Origin of the sequence: Azotobacter chroococcum, from assembly GCF_002220155.1 — a bacterium.
In the GTDB taxonomy this organism is placed as follows: domain Bacteria; phylum Pseudomonadota; class Gammaproteobacteria; order Pseudomonadales; family Pseudomonadaceae; genus Azotobacter; species Azotobacter chroococcum.
This window is the reverse complement of sequence record NZ_CP011835.1, coordinates 396,114-411,546: the sequence shown is the minus strand read 5'-3', so window position 1 is coordinate 411,546 and position 15,433 is coordinate 396,114. Positions and strand designations below refer to the sequence as shown.

Here is a 15,433-nt window from a genome sequence, read left to right as displayed (position 1 = left end):
CGGCAGCCTGTGCACCTGCCGAGCTCAGGCAGCGCCGAACGGCATTGGTTCGCCATGACGAAGTTTCTGGAGGCTCCCGGCACCCGTCTCCATGCCGGTGCGGCCCCTCGACTTTTGCGCGCAGGGCCGTCGACAATAACGCCACGAACGACCGGAGTCCCCATGCGCGCCCTCGCCTTCCCCGTCCTCGCCCTGCTCAGCCTGCCCGGCTTTGCCGACGACTACCTGCAGCTCTACCGGAGCGGAGGCTGGCCAGAACAGCGCGAGCACTTCCACGCCGCCCTCGCCGCCGCCCAGCAACGCTACCGGGCCAACCTGCCGCCGGCGATCTACCAGGCCCTGGTCAACAACAGCAACCAGCGCTTCGCCGCCCAGGCCATGGATCGCCGCGCCCTGGCGGCGCTGCGCGCCCAGCTGCCGCAGCCCGGCCCGGCGCTGGACTTCTTCGAGAGCCCGCTGGGCCGCAAGATCGTCGCCGCCGAACTGGCCGCCACCCGCAGCGACCAGTTGGCCAGACACGCCAACGGCCTGCCGCGCATGCAGGCCGACGCCACCCGCCGGCTGCTGATCCGCCACCTGGCGCAGGCCATCCCGGCCGGCGAGGCCGGCGCCGAACTCAGCCTGGCGCTGGCCGGCGTGGCCGCCGACAGCCTCAGCCAGATGGTGCCGGGCTTCGGCCTGTTCGGCGGCGGCGACCAGACCCTGGGCATGCTCGACAACCAGCGCCAGCGCATTCGCGAGGAAATCGAGCAGGATCTCGACAACACCCTGATGTACGTCTATCGGGACCTGACCGACCCCGAGCTGGAAGAATTCGTCACTTTCGCCCAGTCCCCCGCCGGCCAGGCCTACTACCAGGCCGCCCTCGCCGCCCTGCGCGCCGGTCTGGCGGTCGGACAGCAATAAGTCATTCAAGCCGCTCGCGGAGAAAGGCGAAGTAGCGCTCGCGCAGCGCCTCGCGCTCGTTGGCCAGGTGATGGCGCGCGTCCGGCAGCATCAGCAGTTGCGGGTCGCGGAACTTGCCCTGCAGGACCTCCAGGTTGTGCCGCCAGTCGACGGTCAGATCGGCGTCGCCCTGGATGATCAGCGGACTGCGCTCGCTGCGCGCCGCGCGCTCGATGCGCGGAATCCAGCGCGCCAGTGCACCGACCCAGGCGGTCGGCAGGATGCGCGCCTGCAACGGATCGCGCAGGATGAAGTCGAGGAAGGCCGGATCGCCGGAGTTGTCGGTGAAGCGCCGCGGGATCGAGGCGACGAACGGCCTGAGCGCCTGGTAGCTGAGCTTCGACAGGGTCCAGCTGCGCGGCCGCACCAGGGGCGCGAAGAGAATGGTCTCGCCGACTTCCGGGCGCGGCGCGCCGGTCAGCAGATAGTCGAGCAGGATGGCGCCGCCGGTGCTCTGCCCGAACAGGTGCCAGGGCCTGGGCAGATCGAGCGCGGCGGCCTCGGCCAGCAGTCCCCGGAACACCGCCTGGTACTCGGCGAAATCGTCGATGCTGGCCGGCGCGCCGCTGGACAGCCCGTGCCCCGGCAGGTCGCAGGAGAGCACGGCGAAGCCCATGCCCAGCGCCCAGTCGAGCACGTGCCGGTAGAGGCCCATGTGATCGTAGTAGCCGTGCAGCAGCAGCAGCGTGGCGCGCGGCCGCTCCGGCCACCAGACCTGGGCGACGATCCGGTAGGGGCCGACGTCGAAGCAGCCGAGGCGGCCTTGCACGCCCGGGCGCTGCTCGCCCAGGTCGAGCCCGTAGTAGCGGCGGTAGGCCTGGATCTGCGGCAGCTCGTCGCCGGCTGCGGCCAGGGGCTGCAGCAGGGGGCGCAGGAGGTCGGGGTGGAAGGACTCTGACATGGCACGGTTCGTCCGCAAAGAAAGCTACGCCCGGCGGCCCGCCGCGCCGGCGCCCTTCATCCGGCGGGCACGGCATGGCAAGCTTGGGCACCCTTTTCCCGTCTTTACGCCATGCCCTCCCCGAAGCGCAAGACCCTGCTCGTCCTCCTGCTCGGCATTCTCGGCCTCGCCGTCCTCGCCGCCGGCTACGACTGGTACCGCGGCCGCTACCAGCGCACCGTGCTGTTCGACGCCACCGAGCTGCGCCTGCCGCCCGGACTGGAAGGCCCCGGGCCGATCCGCCTGGTGCACTTCCACGATCCGGCCTGTCCCTGCAACGTCGGCAACCAGCAGCATCTGGCCGAGCTGGTCGAGCGCTACGCCCCGCTGGGAGTGACCTTCCATGCCCTGCAGCGGCCGGGCAGCCGCGGCGGCCTGCCGCCGGCGCTGGCCGTGCTGCAGCCGCTGGCGGCGCTCCCCGGCAGCGAGGGACTGCCAGCCAGCCCGGCGCTGGCGATCTGGGACCGCCAGGGCCGCCTGGCCTACTTCGGCCCCTACAGCGCGGGGGCGACCTGCACCTCGGCCAACAGCTTCGTCGAGCCGGTCCTCGACGCCCTGCTCAAGGGCCGTCCGGTGCGTGCTGGCGGCACCCTGGCCGAGGGCTGCTTCTGCGCCTGGCGCTGACTCAGGCCTCGTCCAGCAGCGCCGCATAGCCCTCGCGATAGCTGGGGTAGCACGGCGCCCAGCCGAGGGCGCGGGCGCGGGCGTTGCTGCAGCGCTTGCTGCCGGCGCGCCGGCCGATGCGCTCCGCGCCCTCCTCGGTCACCCCCAGCCGCCCGCGCAGCCAGGCGACCACCTCGTGCAGTGGCGCCGGCGCATCGTCCACGCCCAAATGGCAGTCGGCCAGCGCTTCGCCGCGGGCATCGGCCTCGAGCAGGAAGGCGAGAAGCCCGGCGGCGTCGTCGCGGTGGATGCGGTTGCCGTAGAGCGGCGGCTGCGGATCGATGCCCGCGCCGCGACGCACCTGGCCGAGCAGCCACTCGCGGCCGGGGCCGTAGATGCCGGCCAGACGCACCACGCTGGCCGGCTGGCCGCTGCCCAGCGCCAGGCGCTCGGCCTCCAGCAGGACCCGCCCGGAGAAGCCGGAAGGCTCGGTCGGCGAGGTCTCGTCGACCCATTCGCCCGCCTGCTGGCCGTAGACTCCGGTACTGGAGACGAACAGCAGCCGCCGCGGCCGCTGGCCGTGCTGCGCCAGCCAGTCCAGCACATGGCGCAGGCCCTCGACATAGGCGGCCCGGTAGCCCGCCTCGTCGTGGCGGCTGGCCGCCGCGCTGTAGACCAGGTAGTCGATCCGCCCCGGCGGCCAGTCCGCCGGGCACTGCGCGGTCTCGAGATCGCCACGCAGCGGCAGGATCGACGGCGGCAGGGCCGCCACCTGGCGGCGCAGGCCGTGCACGCGCCAGCCGGCGGCGGCCAGCCGTTCGCCGAGGCGGCTGCCGACGTCGCCGCAACCGGCGATCAGCAGCACGGGCTCTGTGGTTTCCATGCGGACCTCCCCGGTAGCGCCCCGCGGGCATGGTTGGTTCTCGGCCAAGCAAAGGCTATTCTTGCTGTTGAGCTAATGGATATTCGCTATGACCCTCACCGAACTGCGCTACATCGTCACCCTCGCCCAGGAACAGCATTTCGGACGCGCCGCCGAACGCTGCCACGTCAGCCAGCCGACCCTGTCGGTGGGCGTGAAGAAGCTCGAGGACGAGCTTGGCGTGCTGATCTTCGAACGCAGCAAGACCGCCGTGCGCCTGACCCCGGTCGGCGAGGGCATCGTCACCCAGGCGCAGAAGGTGCTGGAACAGGCACAGAGCATCCGCGAACTGGCCCAGGCCGGCAAGAACCAGCTGGCCGCGCCGCTCAAGGTCGGCGCCATCTATACCATCGGCCCCTACCTGTTCCCGCACCTGATCCCGCAGCTGCACAAGGCGGCGCCGCAGATGCCGCTGTACATCGAGGAGAACTTCACCCACGTGCTGCGCGACAAGCTGCGCACCGGGGAACTCGACGCGATCATCGTCGCCCTGCCGTTCAACGAGGCCGACGTGCTGACCAAGCCGCTCTACGACGAGCCCTTCTACGCCCTGCTGCCGGCCGACCATCCGTGGACCAAGCTGCGCACCATCGACAGCGAGATGCTCAACGACAAGAGCCTGCTGCTGCTCGGCGAAGGCCACTGCTTCCGCGACCAGGTGCTGGAGGCCTGCCCGTCGCTGCGCAAGAGCGACGAGGCGCACCGCCACACCACCGTGGAATCCAGCTCGCTGGAAACCATCCGCCACATGGTCGCCTCCGGGCTCGGCATCTCGGTGCTGCCGTTCACCGCGGTGAACAGCCACCACTACGCCCCCGGCGTGCTCGAGGTCCGTCCGCTGGCCTCGCCGGTGCCGTTCCGCACCGTGGCCATCGCCTGGCGCGCCAGCTTCCCGCGGCCCAAGGCGATCGAGCTGCTGGCCGACTCCATCCGCCTGTGCTCGGTGACCCATTCGCCGGCCGGCCCCGCCCAGCAGACGGCATGACCGAACTGGCGGCGGTTCCGGTCACCGCGCTGAAGGGCGTCGGCGCGGCGCTGGCCGAGAAGCTCGCCCGGGTCGGCCTGGAGACCCTGCAGGATCTGCTGTTCCACCTGCCGCTGCGCTACCAGGACCGTACCCGCATCACCCCGATCGGCGCCCTGCGTCCGGGCCAGGATGCGGTGGTCGAGGGCACGGTAGCCGCCGCCGATGTCGTCACGGGCCGGCGCAGAAGCCTGCTGGTGCGCCTGCAGGACGGCAGCGGCACCCTGTCCCTGCGCTTCTACCACTTCAGCCCGGCGCAGAAGGACGCGCTCAAGCGCGGCACCCTGCTGCGCTGCTACGGCGAGGTGCGCCCCGGCGCCTCGGGCCTGGAGATCTATCATCCGGAATACCGCGCGCAGAATGGCGACGAACCGGCACCGGTCGAGCAGACCCTGACGCCCATCTACCCGAGCACCGAGGGTCTCACCCAGCAGCGCCTGCGCGGCCTGACCGGGCAGGCGCTGGCCCGCCTCGGCCCGCACAGCCTGCCGGACTGGCTGCCGGCGGAGCTGGCCCGCATCCACCGCCTCGGTGCACTGGACGAGGCGATCCGCTACCTGCACCGGCCGCCGCCGGACGCCGACCTCGAGGAGCTGGCCGAAGGCCGGCACTGGGCCCAGCACCGCCTGGCCTTCGAGGAGCTGCTGACCCACCAGCTGTCCCTGCAGCGCCTGCGCGAGAGCCTGCGCAGCCAGCAGGCACCGGCCCTGCCGCCGGCCAGCAAGCTGCCGCGGCTGTTCCTCGACAACCTCGGCTTCGCCCCCACCGGCGCCCAGCGCCGGGTCGGCGCCGAGATCGCCCACGACCTCAGCCAGCGCGAGCCCATGCTGCGCCTGGTGCAGGGCGACGTCGGCGCCGGCAAGACGGTGGTCGCCGCGCTGGCCGCGCTGCAGGCCATCGAGGCCGGCTATCAGGTGGCCCTGATGGCGCCCACCGAGATCCTCGCCGAGCAGCACTACCTGAACTTCAGCCGCTGGCTGGAGCCGCTGGGCATCGATCGCGCCTGGCTGGCCGGCAAGCTCAAGGGCAAGGCGCGCGCCACGGCGCTGGAGAAGATCGCCGGCGGCTGCCCGATGGTGGTCGGCACCCACGCGCTGTTCCAGGACGAGGTGCGCTTTCGCAACCTGGCCCTGGCGATCATCGACGAGCAGCACCGCTTCGGCGTCCAGCAGCGCCTGGCGCTGCGCCAGAAGGGCGTCGACGGCCGCCTCTGCCCGCACCAGCTGATCATGACCGCCACGCCCATCCCGCGCACCCTGGCGATGAGCGCCTACGCCGACCTCGACACCTCGATCCTCGATGAACTGCCGCCCGGACGCACCCCGGTGAACACCCTGGTGATCGCCGACAGCCGGCGCCTGGAAGTGATCGAGCGGGTCCGCGCCGCCTGCCTGGAGGGCCGCCAGGCCTATTGGGTGTGCACGCTGATCGAGGAGTCCGAGGAACTGACCTGCCAGGCGGCGGAAACCACCTACGAGGAGCTCTCCGCGGCCCTCGGCGAGCTGGCCGTCGGGCTGATCCACGGGCGCATGAAGCCGGCGGAGAAGGCCGCGGTGATGGAGGACTTCAAGGCCGGCCGGCTGCAGCTGCTGGTCGCCACCACGGTGATCGAGGTGGGCGTCGACGTGCCCAATGCCAGCCTGATGATCATCGAGAATCCCGAACGCCTCGGTCTCGCCCAGCTGCACCAGCTGCGCGGGCGGGTCGGCCGCGGCAGCGCGGCCAGCCACTGCGTGCTGCTCTATCACGCGCCGCTGTCGCAGCTCGGCCGCGAGCGCCTGGCGATCATGCGCGAGACCGCGGACGGCTTCGTCATCGCCGAGAAGGACCTGGAGCTGCGCGGTCCCGGCGAGATGCTCGGCACCCGCCAGACCGGCCTGCTGCAGTTCAAGGTCGCCGACCTGATGCGCGACGCCGATCTGCTCCCGACGGTGCGCGAGGCGGCCCAGACCCTGGTGGCGTGCTGGCCACAGCATGTCAGTCCGCTGCTGGAACGCTGGCTGCGGCACGGCCAGCAATACGGACAAGTCTGAGCTGTATTGGCCCAGGTCAGTGCGGCGCCCGACCGACTGGTTATACTGCTCTGATTTCGCCCCATCCGGCAGACGCCTTATGCCCAAGACCATGCCGACCGCTGCCGAACTGCTACAGCCCCAGCTGCCGCCGATCATCCGCGATCTGCTGGACAGGCTCGGGCTTCCCGTACGCATCGTGCACGAGCGCCCCGGCTCCGGCCTGCCCCGGGTACAGGCCGCGCTGCTCGAGGACGACACCGGCAGCCTGCTGGTGCTGTTCCCCCGTGACCAGTTGCTCGACCTCCACCGCCTGAAGACGGTCATCGGCCGCATGCTCGTCCCAGCCGAGGCCCGCCTGCAACGGCTGTTCGACCGCGAACGGCTGAGCGCGCTGCCCGGCCTGCCGGCGCTGATCGACAGTCCCTGCCTGTACGACGAGCGCCTGCTGCAGGGGCCGAGCCTGCTGCTCGACTCCGGTCAGCCCCACGTGCTCCTGGAGATCGACAGCGAGCACTACCGCAGCCTGCTCGGCGATGCCGCCTGCGCCCGTTTCGGCGTGCCGCTGATCCGCCTGCGCCACAACCTGCAGGCGCATGCCGAGGAGCCGATGGAGGCCGTGCAGGGCTTCACCGCGCGGCGCATTCGCCAGCGCCTGGAGCGCCGGGTGGAGATCCCGCCGCGGCAGAACACGGTGCGCAAGATCCGCCAGCTGCACGGCAACCCGCGGGCCTGCAGCGACGACGACGTCACCGACCTGATCGAGACCGATCCGGCCCTGGCCGCCCAGGTGGTCAGCTGGGCCGGACTGGCCGGCACCGCCCACCATCCGTCGCCGGAGCGGGTGCTCTCGGTGGAGGACGCCATCGTCCGGGTGCTCGGCTCCGACGTGGTGCTCAACCTGTCGCTCGGCCTGTCCGAGATCAAGCCCGCCGAGCGCTCCGAGGCCCAGGAGGACATGACGCCCTACTGGGAGGAGGCCCTCTACACCGCCACCCTGATGGACGGCCTGTGCCGGGCGATACCACGCGGCAAGCGGCCCGAGCCGGGACTGGCCTACCTGGTCGGACTGCTGCACAACTTCGGCTACCTGACCCTCGCGCACATCTTCCCTTCCTACTACAGGCTGCTCAGCCAGCACCTGCGAATCAACCCGCACGTGCCACACATCCTGATCGAGCACCATCTGCTCGGCATCACCCGCGAGCAGATCGGCGCCTGGCTGATGGAGCACTGGCGGATGCCCGAGGAGCTGTCGGTCGCGCTGAGCTGCCAGCACGATCCCGACTACCACGGCCGCCATGCGGTGTATGCCAACCTGGTCTACCTGGCGGTCAACCTGCTGCGCAACCGCGGCATCGGCGGCACGCCGCAGGAGGAGATTCCCCAGCGGCTGCTCGACGAGCTGGGGCTGACCCGGGCCAGGGCCGAGGAGGCGCTGGACCGGGTGCTGGCTGCGGAAACGGCCTTGCGTGCGCTGCTGGCACAACCGGAATGAGGCCGCGCGGGCCGGGCAAAGTCGGACAGGCAGTCCTGCACGGCGGCGGCCATCCCTGCAGACGGCTTGCAAGCGCTTGATTGCGCCGCCTTCAGTGCCGGCAGGCCAATAGAGCGGGAAAAAGGGGCGCCGCTGGCTGCGGCTCCGGGTTGCCAGGCGACACGCTGGACGGGGACGCCCTGCCGCCTGTGGAAAGAGGCAATCGCCCGAACCCCTCCCGTTCGGGCGACACGGCCTTCACCCGGTCAGTTGACCGCGTCGCGGAGCGATTTGCCCGGCTTGAAGGCGACCGTGTTGCTGGCCCTGATCTTGACCGGCTGGCCGGTCTGCGGATTCTTGCCGGTCCGGGCGCCGCGATGGCGCTGCATGAAGGTGCCGAAACCGACCAGGGTGACGCTGTCCTTGCGATTCAGCGCGCTGGTGATTTCCTCGAGCATTGCATTGAGTATCCGATTGGCCTGATCCCGGGTGAGATCGGTCTTTTCGGCGATGGCGGCAGCGAGTTCCGGTTTACGCATGATTACCTCTATGACGATTCTTGTTGTTGTGTCCTTACGTTCTTCCCGATGCTGCAACGGCTCCCTGCTGCAGCCGACACAGGGAGGATGGCATGCCCCACGGGTCTTCGCCAGTCAACCCGCGCCCTTGAGCGGCGCAGGGCGACGGAGCGCCACGGGCGGCCGCGGCGCCCGGAGGGGACGCCGCCCGCGCCCAACGGCTCGAATCCAGGAAAATTTCGGGAAAAAGCAGATGAACAGTGTCAAACGATCTCGATCATCTCGAAGTCCTGCTTGCCGGCACCGCATTCGGGGCACAGCCAGTCGGGCGGTACCTCTTCCCAGGCCGTGCCCGGCGCGATGCCCTCCTCCGGAAGACCGCAGGCCTCGTCGTAGATGAAGCCGCAGACGATGCATTGCCACTTGCGCATGGCTCACCTCCCACTGTCGCGAACCGCCCCACGCTACTGCAAGTCGCCGGCAGCGCCAAGACCGGCGCAGGCCGGCGCATACGCAAGCGTGGCAACAATCGATGCCAGGTCCCAGGGCCTGTTGACGTTTTGGCGTGAGCCGCGTTGCCGCGCCAAATGCCGCCAGGCAAGGCGCGGGTCATTTCCTTGCCAAGCCCCGCAACGCCGCATGGCGGCATTTGCCGCGCAACCCGAAGGGACAGGGTCCGTCTGGCGCAGCACGGCGTCGCTCGTCGTTCATTTGGAATGACCAAACTTCTTTCCTCGTTCCTTGTTCTGCGCCAGACGGGCCTCCGTCGCGGCCTATGCCAAAACGGCAACAGGCCCTAGACTCGCTTCCCCGCCCACTCTGCCGGAATGCCCCCTGTGACCGCTGCCCCGCTTTCCACTGGCTCGGCGCCGACCAGCTGACCCCTGCCCTCCCGGCCGGCCTGGCCGACTGGCTGTTCGATACCGGCTCGCTGACCCGCCGACTGACCGCCCTCTCCGCCGGCCGCTTCGCCGTGACCCCGCTGGCGGAAGGCTGGCAGAGCCTGCGCGACGACGAGTGCGCCGCCCTCGGCGTGGCGCCGGGCAGCGAAGGCTGGGTGCGCGAGGTCTACCTGCTCGGCGAGGAGCGGCCCTGGGTGTTCGCCCGCAGCGTGGCGGCGCGCGCGGCCCTGGAGGGCTTCGCGCCGGTGCTCGCCGAGCTGGGCCACCGCCCGCTCGGCGAGCTGCTGTTCAGCGATCCGGCCTTCGAGCGCGGCCCGCTCCAGGCCACGCGCTATCCGGCGGCCTGGCTGCCGACCGGTATACGCCGCCCGGGACTCTGGGGGCGCCGTTCCTGTTTCCACCGCGAGAACCTGGCAGTGCTGGTGGCGGAGGTCTTCCTGCCGGAGCTCTGGCAATACCAGGGCATCGACCCGGACGCCTTATAATCCACCGGAGCCGTCCGGGAGAGCCGACCATGTACACCGCCCTGCTGCAATCGATGAACCGCCTGCACCCCCGCGCCTGGGACTTCATCCAGCTGATGCGCCTGGACCGGCCGATCGGCATCTACCTGCTGCTCTGGCCGACCCTCGGGGCGGTATGGATCGCCGCCGACGGTCAGCCCAGCCTGAAGCACCTGCTGATCTTCACCGGCGGCGTGATCCTCATGCGCTCGGCCGGCTGCGTGATCAACGACTTCGCCGACCGCAACTTCGACGGCCACGTCAGCCGCACCCGCCAGCGCCCGCTGGCGACCGGCCGGATCAGGACGCGCGAGGCCTGGACGCTGTTCGCCGTGCTGGTGGCGCTGAGCTTCGGCCTGGTGCTGCTGACCGACCCGACGACCGTCGCCCTGTCCTTCGGCGCCCTGGCGGTGGCCTCGCTCTACCCCTTCATGAAGCGCTACACCCACCTGCCGCAGCTGGTGCTCGGCGCGGCCTACTCCTGGGGCATCCTCATGGCCTTCAGCGCCGCGACCGGCCGCCTGCCGCTCGAGGCCTGGCTGCTCTACCTCGCCAACCTGGCGTGGACCGTGGGCTACGACACCTACTACGCGATGACCGACCGCGAGGACGACCTGAGGATCGGCGTGAAGTCCACCGCCATCCTCTTCGGCGCCGCCGACCGGGCGATCATCCTCACCCTGCAGGGCCTGTCTCTCAGCCTTCTGCTGCTGGTCGGAGCGCGCCTGGAATTCGGCCTGAGCTTCCACCTCGGCCTGCTGGCCGCCGCCCTGTGCTTCGCCTGGGAGTTCGCCGCCACCCGCCGGCGCGAGCCGCAGGCCTGCTTCCGGGCCTTCCTGCACAACCACTGGGCCGGCCTGGCGATTCTGGCCGGCCTGGTGCTCGACTACAGGCTCTAGCCGGCACTTCGCGCAGCGCCGGCCCTCCCGCGGACGCCACTACCTGTCACACGGCTGCAATAATTCCGTTATCTAATGCGCTGCACTGACAGGAACCACAACGGGACAGCTGCCCATGGCTGGCAAGACAATCCTTATCGTCGACGACGAGGCCCCGATCCGCGAGATGATCGCCGTTGCCCTGGAAATGGCCGGCTACGAGTGCTTCGACGCGGAAAACACCCAGCAGGCCCACGCCATCATCGTCGACCGCAAGCCCGACCTGATCCTGCTCGACTGGATGCTGCCCGGCACCTCCGGCATCGAGCTGGCCCGCCGCCTGAAGCGCGACGAGCTGACCGCCGGCATCCCGCTGATCATGCTCACCGCCAAGGGCGAGGAGGACAACAAGATCCAGGGCCTGGAGGTCGGCGCCGACGACTACATCACCAAGCCCTTCTCGCCGCGCGAGCTGGTCGCCCGCCTGAAGGCCGTGCTGCGCCGCACCGCCCCCAGCGACAGCGAAACGCCGATCGAGGTCGGCGGCCTGCGCCTCGATCCGGTCAGCCACCGGGTGACCATCGACGGCAAGCCGGCCGACATGGGGCCCACCGAATACCGCCTGCTGCAGTTCTTCATGACCCACCAGGAGCGTGCCTACACCCGCGGCCAACTGCTCGATCAGGTCTGGGGCGGCAACGTCTATGTCGAGGAGCGCACCGTCGACGTGCACATCCGCCGCCTGCGCAAGGCCCTCGGCGAGGCCTACGAGAACCTGGTGCAGACGGTGCGCGGCACCGGCTATCGTTTCTCCACCAAGAGCTGAACCCGGCGTCGAACCGCCCCCCAGGTCAAGGACGTCCCTCCGTGAAATACAACTGGCTCGGCCCGCTGCTGCGCAGCCTCGTGCCGCCCATCGCCGCCGGCCTGCTGCTCGGCCTGTTTCTCGACGACTACGGCTGGTCGCTGGCCGGTGGCCTGGCCGCCTACCTCGCCTGGCACCTCTACCAGCTCATCCGCCTGCATCACTGGCTGAAGGCCTACCAGCCGGACGAGCCGCCGCCGGACGGCCATGGTTTGTGGGGCGAGGTGTTCGACGGCCTCTACAACATCCAGCGCCGCGACCAGCGCGTGCGCGGCCGCCTGCAGGCGGTGATCGACCGCGTGCAGGAGTCCACCGCCGCCCTCCAGGACGCGGTGATCATGCTCGACGCCGAAGGCAACCTGGAGTGGTGGAACCGCGCCGCGGAGACCCTGCTCGGCCTGAAGACCCCGCAGGACAGCGGCCAGCCGATCACCAACCTGGTCCGCCACCCGCAGTTCAAGGCCTACATGGCGCAGAGCGACTTCACGAATGCCCTCGAGCTGCCCTCGCCGCTCAACGACCGCCTCCACCTGCAGCTGCAGATCACCCGCTACGGCAACGGCGAGCAGCTGATGCTGGTCCGCGACGTGACCCACGTGCGCCAGCTGGAGCAGATGCGCAAGGACTTCGTCGCCAACGTCTCCCACGAGCTGCGCACCCCGCTGACGGTGATCGCCGGCTACCTGGAGCCCCTGCTGGACAACGCCGACGAGGTCAACCCGCGCTGGCGCCGCCCCCTGCAGCAGATGCAGCAGCAGGCCGAGCGCATGAAGCACCTGCTCGACGACCTGCTGCTGCTCGCTCGCCTGGAGGCCAGCGACAGCCTGCAGGCCAGCCAGCCGGTGGCGGTGGCGCCGCTGCTGCAGGCGATCGTGAAGGACGCCCAGGCCCTCTCCGGCACGAACGACCACCGCATCCTGCTCGACGCCGAGCCGCACCTGGTGCTCAAGGGCAACGAGGCGGAGCTGGGCAGCGCCTTTTCCAACCTGGTGTTCAACGCGGTGAAATACACCCCGGCCGGCGGCGAGATCCGCATCCGCTGGTGGGGCGACCGGGACGGCGCGCACCTGAGCGTGCAGGACACCGGCATCGGCATCGAGTCCCGGCACCTGTCGCGGCTGACCGAACGCTTCTACCGGGTCGACGCCAGCCGCTCGGCCAGCACCGGCGGCACCGGCCTGGGCCTGGCCATCGTCAAGCATGCGCTGATCCACCACAACGGCCGCCTGGAGATCGCCAGCGAGCCCGGCAAGGGCAGCCTGTTCACCTGCCACTTCCCGCCGAGCCAGCTGGCGGCGCGCCAGGCGCTCGGCAACGCCTCTTGAAAGTACGTCCCGACGCCCTAATATGGCCCCTCTTGTCAGTCATTTCGCGAACACTTCATGGACCCCTCCCCTAGTACCGACTTCGCCTATTTCGCCGACCTCGGCCTCATCCTCTTCGCCCTGTTCCTCGTCCTGCTGAACGGTTTCTTCGTCGCCGCCGAATTCGCCATGGTCAAGCTGCGCGCCACCCGCGTGGAGCTGATCGCCGGCCAGCACGGCTGGAGCGGACAGATCCTGCGCCGCGTGCACAACCAGCTGGACGCCTACCTCTCGGCCTGCCAGCTGGGCATCACCCTCGCCTCGCTGGGCCTCGGCTGGGTCGGCGAGCCGGCCTTCGCCCACCTGCTCGAGCCGCTCATGGCCAAGCTCGGCATCGACACGCCGGCGCTGGTCCACGGGGTGTCCTTCTTCACCGCCTTCTTCATCATCTCCTACCTGCACATCGTGGTCGGCGAGCTGGCCCCCAAGTCCTGGGCGATCCGCCAGCCGGAACGGCTGTCGCTGTGGACCGCGGTGCCGCTGTACCTGTTCTACTGGCTGATGTACCCGGCGATCTGGCTGCTCAACGCCAGCGCCAACACCATGCTGCGCATCGCCGGTCAGGGCGGCGCGAACGGCCACCACGAGCACCAGTACAGCTTCGACGAGCTGAAGCTGATCCTCTACTCCAGCCGGGCCCACGACCCCGGCGACCAGGACATGCGCGTGCTCGCCTCGGCGGCGGAGATGGGCGAGCTGGAAGTGGTCGACTGGGCCAACTCCCGCGAGGACCTGGTCTACCTGGAGCGCAGTGCGCCGCTGGACGAGGTCATGAGCACCTTCCGCCGCCACAAGTACAGCCGCTACCCGGTGTACGACGAGGGCGCCGGGCGCTTCGTCGGCGTGCTGCACATCAAGGACCTGCTGATGCACCTGTCCCTGCTGGAGATGCTGCCCTCGGCGCTGAAGCTCGACGAGCTGATCCGTCCGATCGAGCGGGTCGACCGGCACATGCCGCTGACCGAACTGCTCGAGCGCTTCCGCTGCGGCGGCTCGCACTTCGCCCTGGTCGAGGAGGCCGACGGCAAGGTGGTCGGCTACCTGACCATGGAGGACGTGCTGGAGGCGCTGGTCGGCGACATCCAGGACGAGCACCGCAAGGCCGAGCGCGGCATCGTCGCCTACCAGCCGGGCAAGCTGCTGGTGCGCGGCGACACCCCGCTGTTCAAGGTCGAGCGCCTGCTGCAGATCAGCCTGCCGGCGGGCGTCGAGGCCGACACCCTGTCCGGGCTGATCCACGAGACCCTCAAGCGGCTGCCGGAAGAGGACGAGGCGCTGGAAGCCCATGGCCTGCGGATCATCGTCAAGAAGATGAAGGGCCCGAAGGTCGTCCTGGCCAAGGTGCTGAGGCTGGGCTGAGAGGCGTGGCGCGGCCGGAGCGGCTCCGGCCATGCGCCCGAGGGGATCAGTCGCCGCCGACGGCGAAGTTCGGCAGGGCGTTGACCGGCTGGTTGAACTGGAAGGGAATCGACTCCACCGCCAGACCGACGTTGCGCTGCACCACGAAGTGCAGGTGCGGACCGGTGCTGCGCCCGGTGTTGCCGGAGCGGGCGATCGGCATGCCGGCCTGGACACGCTGCCCCTCGCTCACCCGCACCGAACCCTCCTGCAGGTGCAGGTAGACGCCCATGGTGCCGTCCTCGTGGAGGATGCGCACCTGGTTGCCGCCCGGGTTGGGGCTGCGCCCGCGCTGGTCGTTCTCGGTATGCAGCACCACCCCGCCGCGGGCGGCGACGATCGGCGTGCCCACCGGCATGGCGATATCCACGGCATGCCGGCCCTTGGGGGTGAAATGGCTGTACTGGCCGTTGGCGCCCTGGGTCAGGCGGAACGGGCCGCCGCGCCAGGGCAGCGGATAGCGGTGCGGCAGCGGCCGCAGGCGCGGATCGCCGAGGGCGTGGCGCAGCTTGGGGGTATAGCGCATCGGCTTGCCCGGATCGCGCGGTGCCAGGGTGGCCAGGCGGATCTGGCTGCGCGGCGGGACGATCCAGCGGATCGGCCGGTCCGGCGCGCCGCTGACGTTGCCGATTCCGTCCAGGTTCAGCTCGACCTCCACCGGGGCGAACATGTCGTTCTGCACCTGCAGGGTGTGGCCGCCGGCATGCTTGAGGGTATCCAGGCGCACCCGCTCATCCGGCGCGTCGCTGCGCGGCATCCGTCCCGGCAGCCGCGCCGGAGTGGACGGGCTGCTGAAACTGCGCAGGTCGCGCAAGCCGCGCCCGGGCTGGATGACGTGGACGACCCGCGCCCCGGGACGGGCCTGGTCGCCGTAGCTGACCATGCCGTTGGTGTCGACGTGCTTGTAGATGGTCACGGCCGTCGCCGGTGCGGCCAGAGCAAGAAGAGCGGCGAACAGTAACGGACGTCCCAGCATCGATGCATGACTCAACAAGAATGGACGGAGCGCGAAGACTATCAGCGCCGCCCGTTTATCGCGAGACGGGCCGGTCAAGCCTGTGACGAAGATGACGCCCCGGCCG

The 15,433-nt window shown here is 70.1% G+C and carries 15 protein-coding genes; 10 read left to right on the top strand and 5 right to left on the bottom strand.

The annotated features are described in order from the left end of the window. Positions 1–162: 162 nt before the first annotated feature. Positions 163–906, top strand: coding sequence for a DUF2059 domain-containing protein (locus ACG10_RS01940; protein ID WP_089166921.1), 744 nt, complete (start codon positions 163–165; stop codon positions 904–906). 1 nt (position 907) lies between these two features. On the opposite strand, the gene ACG10_RS01935 is transcribed toward ACG10_RS01940, so the two are convergent. Continuing rightward, entirely contained in the window at positions 908–1,846 is a 939-nt protein-coding gene (locus ACG10_RS01935; protein ID WP_089166920.1) for a phospholipase BipL, read from the bottom strand. Positions 1,847–1,957: 111 nt separating this feature from the next. Here ACG10_RS01935 and ACG10_RS01930 point away from each other — a divergent pair, with 111 nt between their 5' ends. Further along, a complete protein-coding gene (locus tag ACG10_RS01930; RefSeq protein WP_089166919.1) occupies positions 1,958–2,509 on the top strand; it encodes a DUF6436 domain-containing protein in 552 nt (183 codons plus the stop codon). Position 2,510: 1 nt separating this feature from the next. On the opposite strand, the gene ACG10_RS01925 is transcribed toward ACG10_RS01930, so the two are convergent. Next, complete coding sequence (locus ACG10_RS01925; protein ID WP_089166918.1) at positions 2,511–3,371, bottom strand: SDR family oxidoreductase; 861 nt, start codon at positions 3,369–3,371, stop codon at positions 2,511–2,513. An 88-nt stretch (positions 3,372–3,459) separates the two neighbouring features. Between ACG10_RS01925 and ACG10_RS01920 the strand changes: the two genes are divergently transcribed. From ACG10_RS01920 to ACG10_RS01910, 3 genes are all read left to right on the top strand, one after another. Beyond that, positions 3,460–4,395 carry a hydrogen peroxide-inducible genes activator gene (locus tag ACG10_RS01920; protein WP_039801303.1) on the top strand — a complete coding sequence of 312 codons (936 nt, stop codon included), beginning with the start codon at positions 3,460–3,462 and terminating at the stop codon, positions 4,393–4,395. Further along, entirely contained in the window at positions 4,392–6,467 is a 2,076-nt protein-coding gene (gene recG, locus ACG10_RS01915; protein ID WP_089166917.1) for an ATP-dependent DNA helicase RecG, read from the top strand. Before ACG10_RS01920 ends, recG begins: the two co-directional genes overlap by 4 nt. Positions 6,468–6,546: 79 nt before the next feature. Beyond that, positions 6,547–7,944, top strand: coding sequence for an aminoacyl-tRNA deacylase and HDOD domain-containing protein (locus tag ACG10_RS01910; RefSeq protein ID WP_089166916.1), 1,398 nt, complete (start codon positions 6,547–6,549; stop codon positions 7,942–7,944). Between the two features lie 245 nt (positions 7,945–8,189). Here ACG10_RS01910 and ACG10_RS01905 read toward each other — a convergent pair whose 3' ends face one another. Both ACG10_RS01905 and ACG10_RS01900 read right to left on the bottom strand, forming a co-directional pair. Continuing rightward, positions 8,190–8,462 carry an HU family DNA-binding protein gene (locus ACG10_RS01905; protein WP_089166915.1) on the bottom strand — a complete coding sequence of 91 codons (273 nt, stop codon included), beginning with the start codon at positions 8,460–8,462 and terminating at the stop codon, positions 8,190–8,192. Positions 8,463–8,704: 242 nt separating this feature from the next. Next, positions 8,705–8,872: a rubredoxin gene (locus ACG10_RS01900; protein WP_089166914.1), complete on the bottom strand. Its 168-nt coding sequence runs from the start codon at positions 8,870–8,872 to the stop codon at positions 8,705–8,707. A 344-nt stretch (positions 8,873–9,216) separates the two neighbouring features. Between ACG10_RS01900 and ACG10_RS01895 the strand changes: the two genes are divergently transcribed. From ACG10_RS01895 to ACG10_RS01875, 5 genes are all read left to right on the top strand, one after another. Beyond that, a complete protein-coding gene (locus ACG10_RS01895; protein ID WP_089166913.1) occupies positions 9,217–9,828 on the top strand; it encodes a chorismate--pyruvate lyase family protein in 612 nt (203 codons plus the stop codon). Positions 9,829–9,857: 29 nt separating this feature from the next. Then, positions 9,858–10,745, top strand: coding sequence for a 4-hydroxybenzoate octaprenyltransferase (ubiA, locus tag ACG10_RS01890; RefSeq protein ID WP_089166912.1), 888 nt, complete (start codon positions 9,858–9,860; stop codon positions 10,743–10,745). Positions 10,746–10,860: 115 nt separating this feature from the next. Next, complete coding sequence (gene phoB / locus ACG10_RS01885; protein ID WP_089166911.1) at positions 10,861–11,550, top strand: phosphate regulon transcriptional regulator PhoB; 690 nt, start codon at positions 10,861–10,863, stop codon at positions 11,548–11,550. Between the two features lie 41 nt (positions 11,551–11,591). Continuing rightward, positions 11,592–12,914: a phosphate regulon sensor histidine kinase PhoR gene (gene phoR, locus ACG10_RS01880; protein ID WP_089166910.1), complete on the top strand. Its 1,323-nt coding sequence runs from the start codon at positions 11,592–11,594 to the stop codon at positions 12,912–12,914. A gap of 57 nt (positions 12,915–12,971) precedes the next feature. After that, positions 12,972–14,312 carry a hemolysin family protein gene (locus ACG10_RS01875; RefSeq protein ID WP_089166909.1) on the top strand — a complete coding sequence of 447 codons (1,341 nt, stop codon included), beginning with the start codon at positions 12,972–12,974 and terminating at the stop codon, positions 14,310–14,312. Positions 14,313–14,358: 46 nt separating this feature from the next. Here ACG10_RS01875 and ACG10_RS01870 read toward each other — a convergent pair whose 3' ends face one another. Next, the gene (locus ACG10_RS01870) at positions 14,359–15,327 is read right to left on the bottom strand and encodes a peptidoglycan DD-metalloendopeptidase family protein (RefSeq protein ID WP_089166908.1); all 969 of its coding nucleotides are present in this window, start codon (positions 15,325–15,327) and stop codon (positions 14,359–14,361) included. Positions 15,328–15,433: the final 106 nt, after the last annotated feature.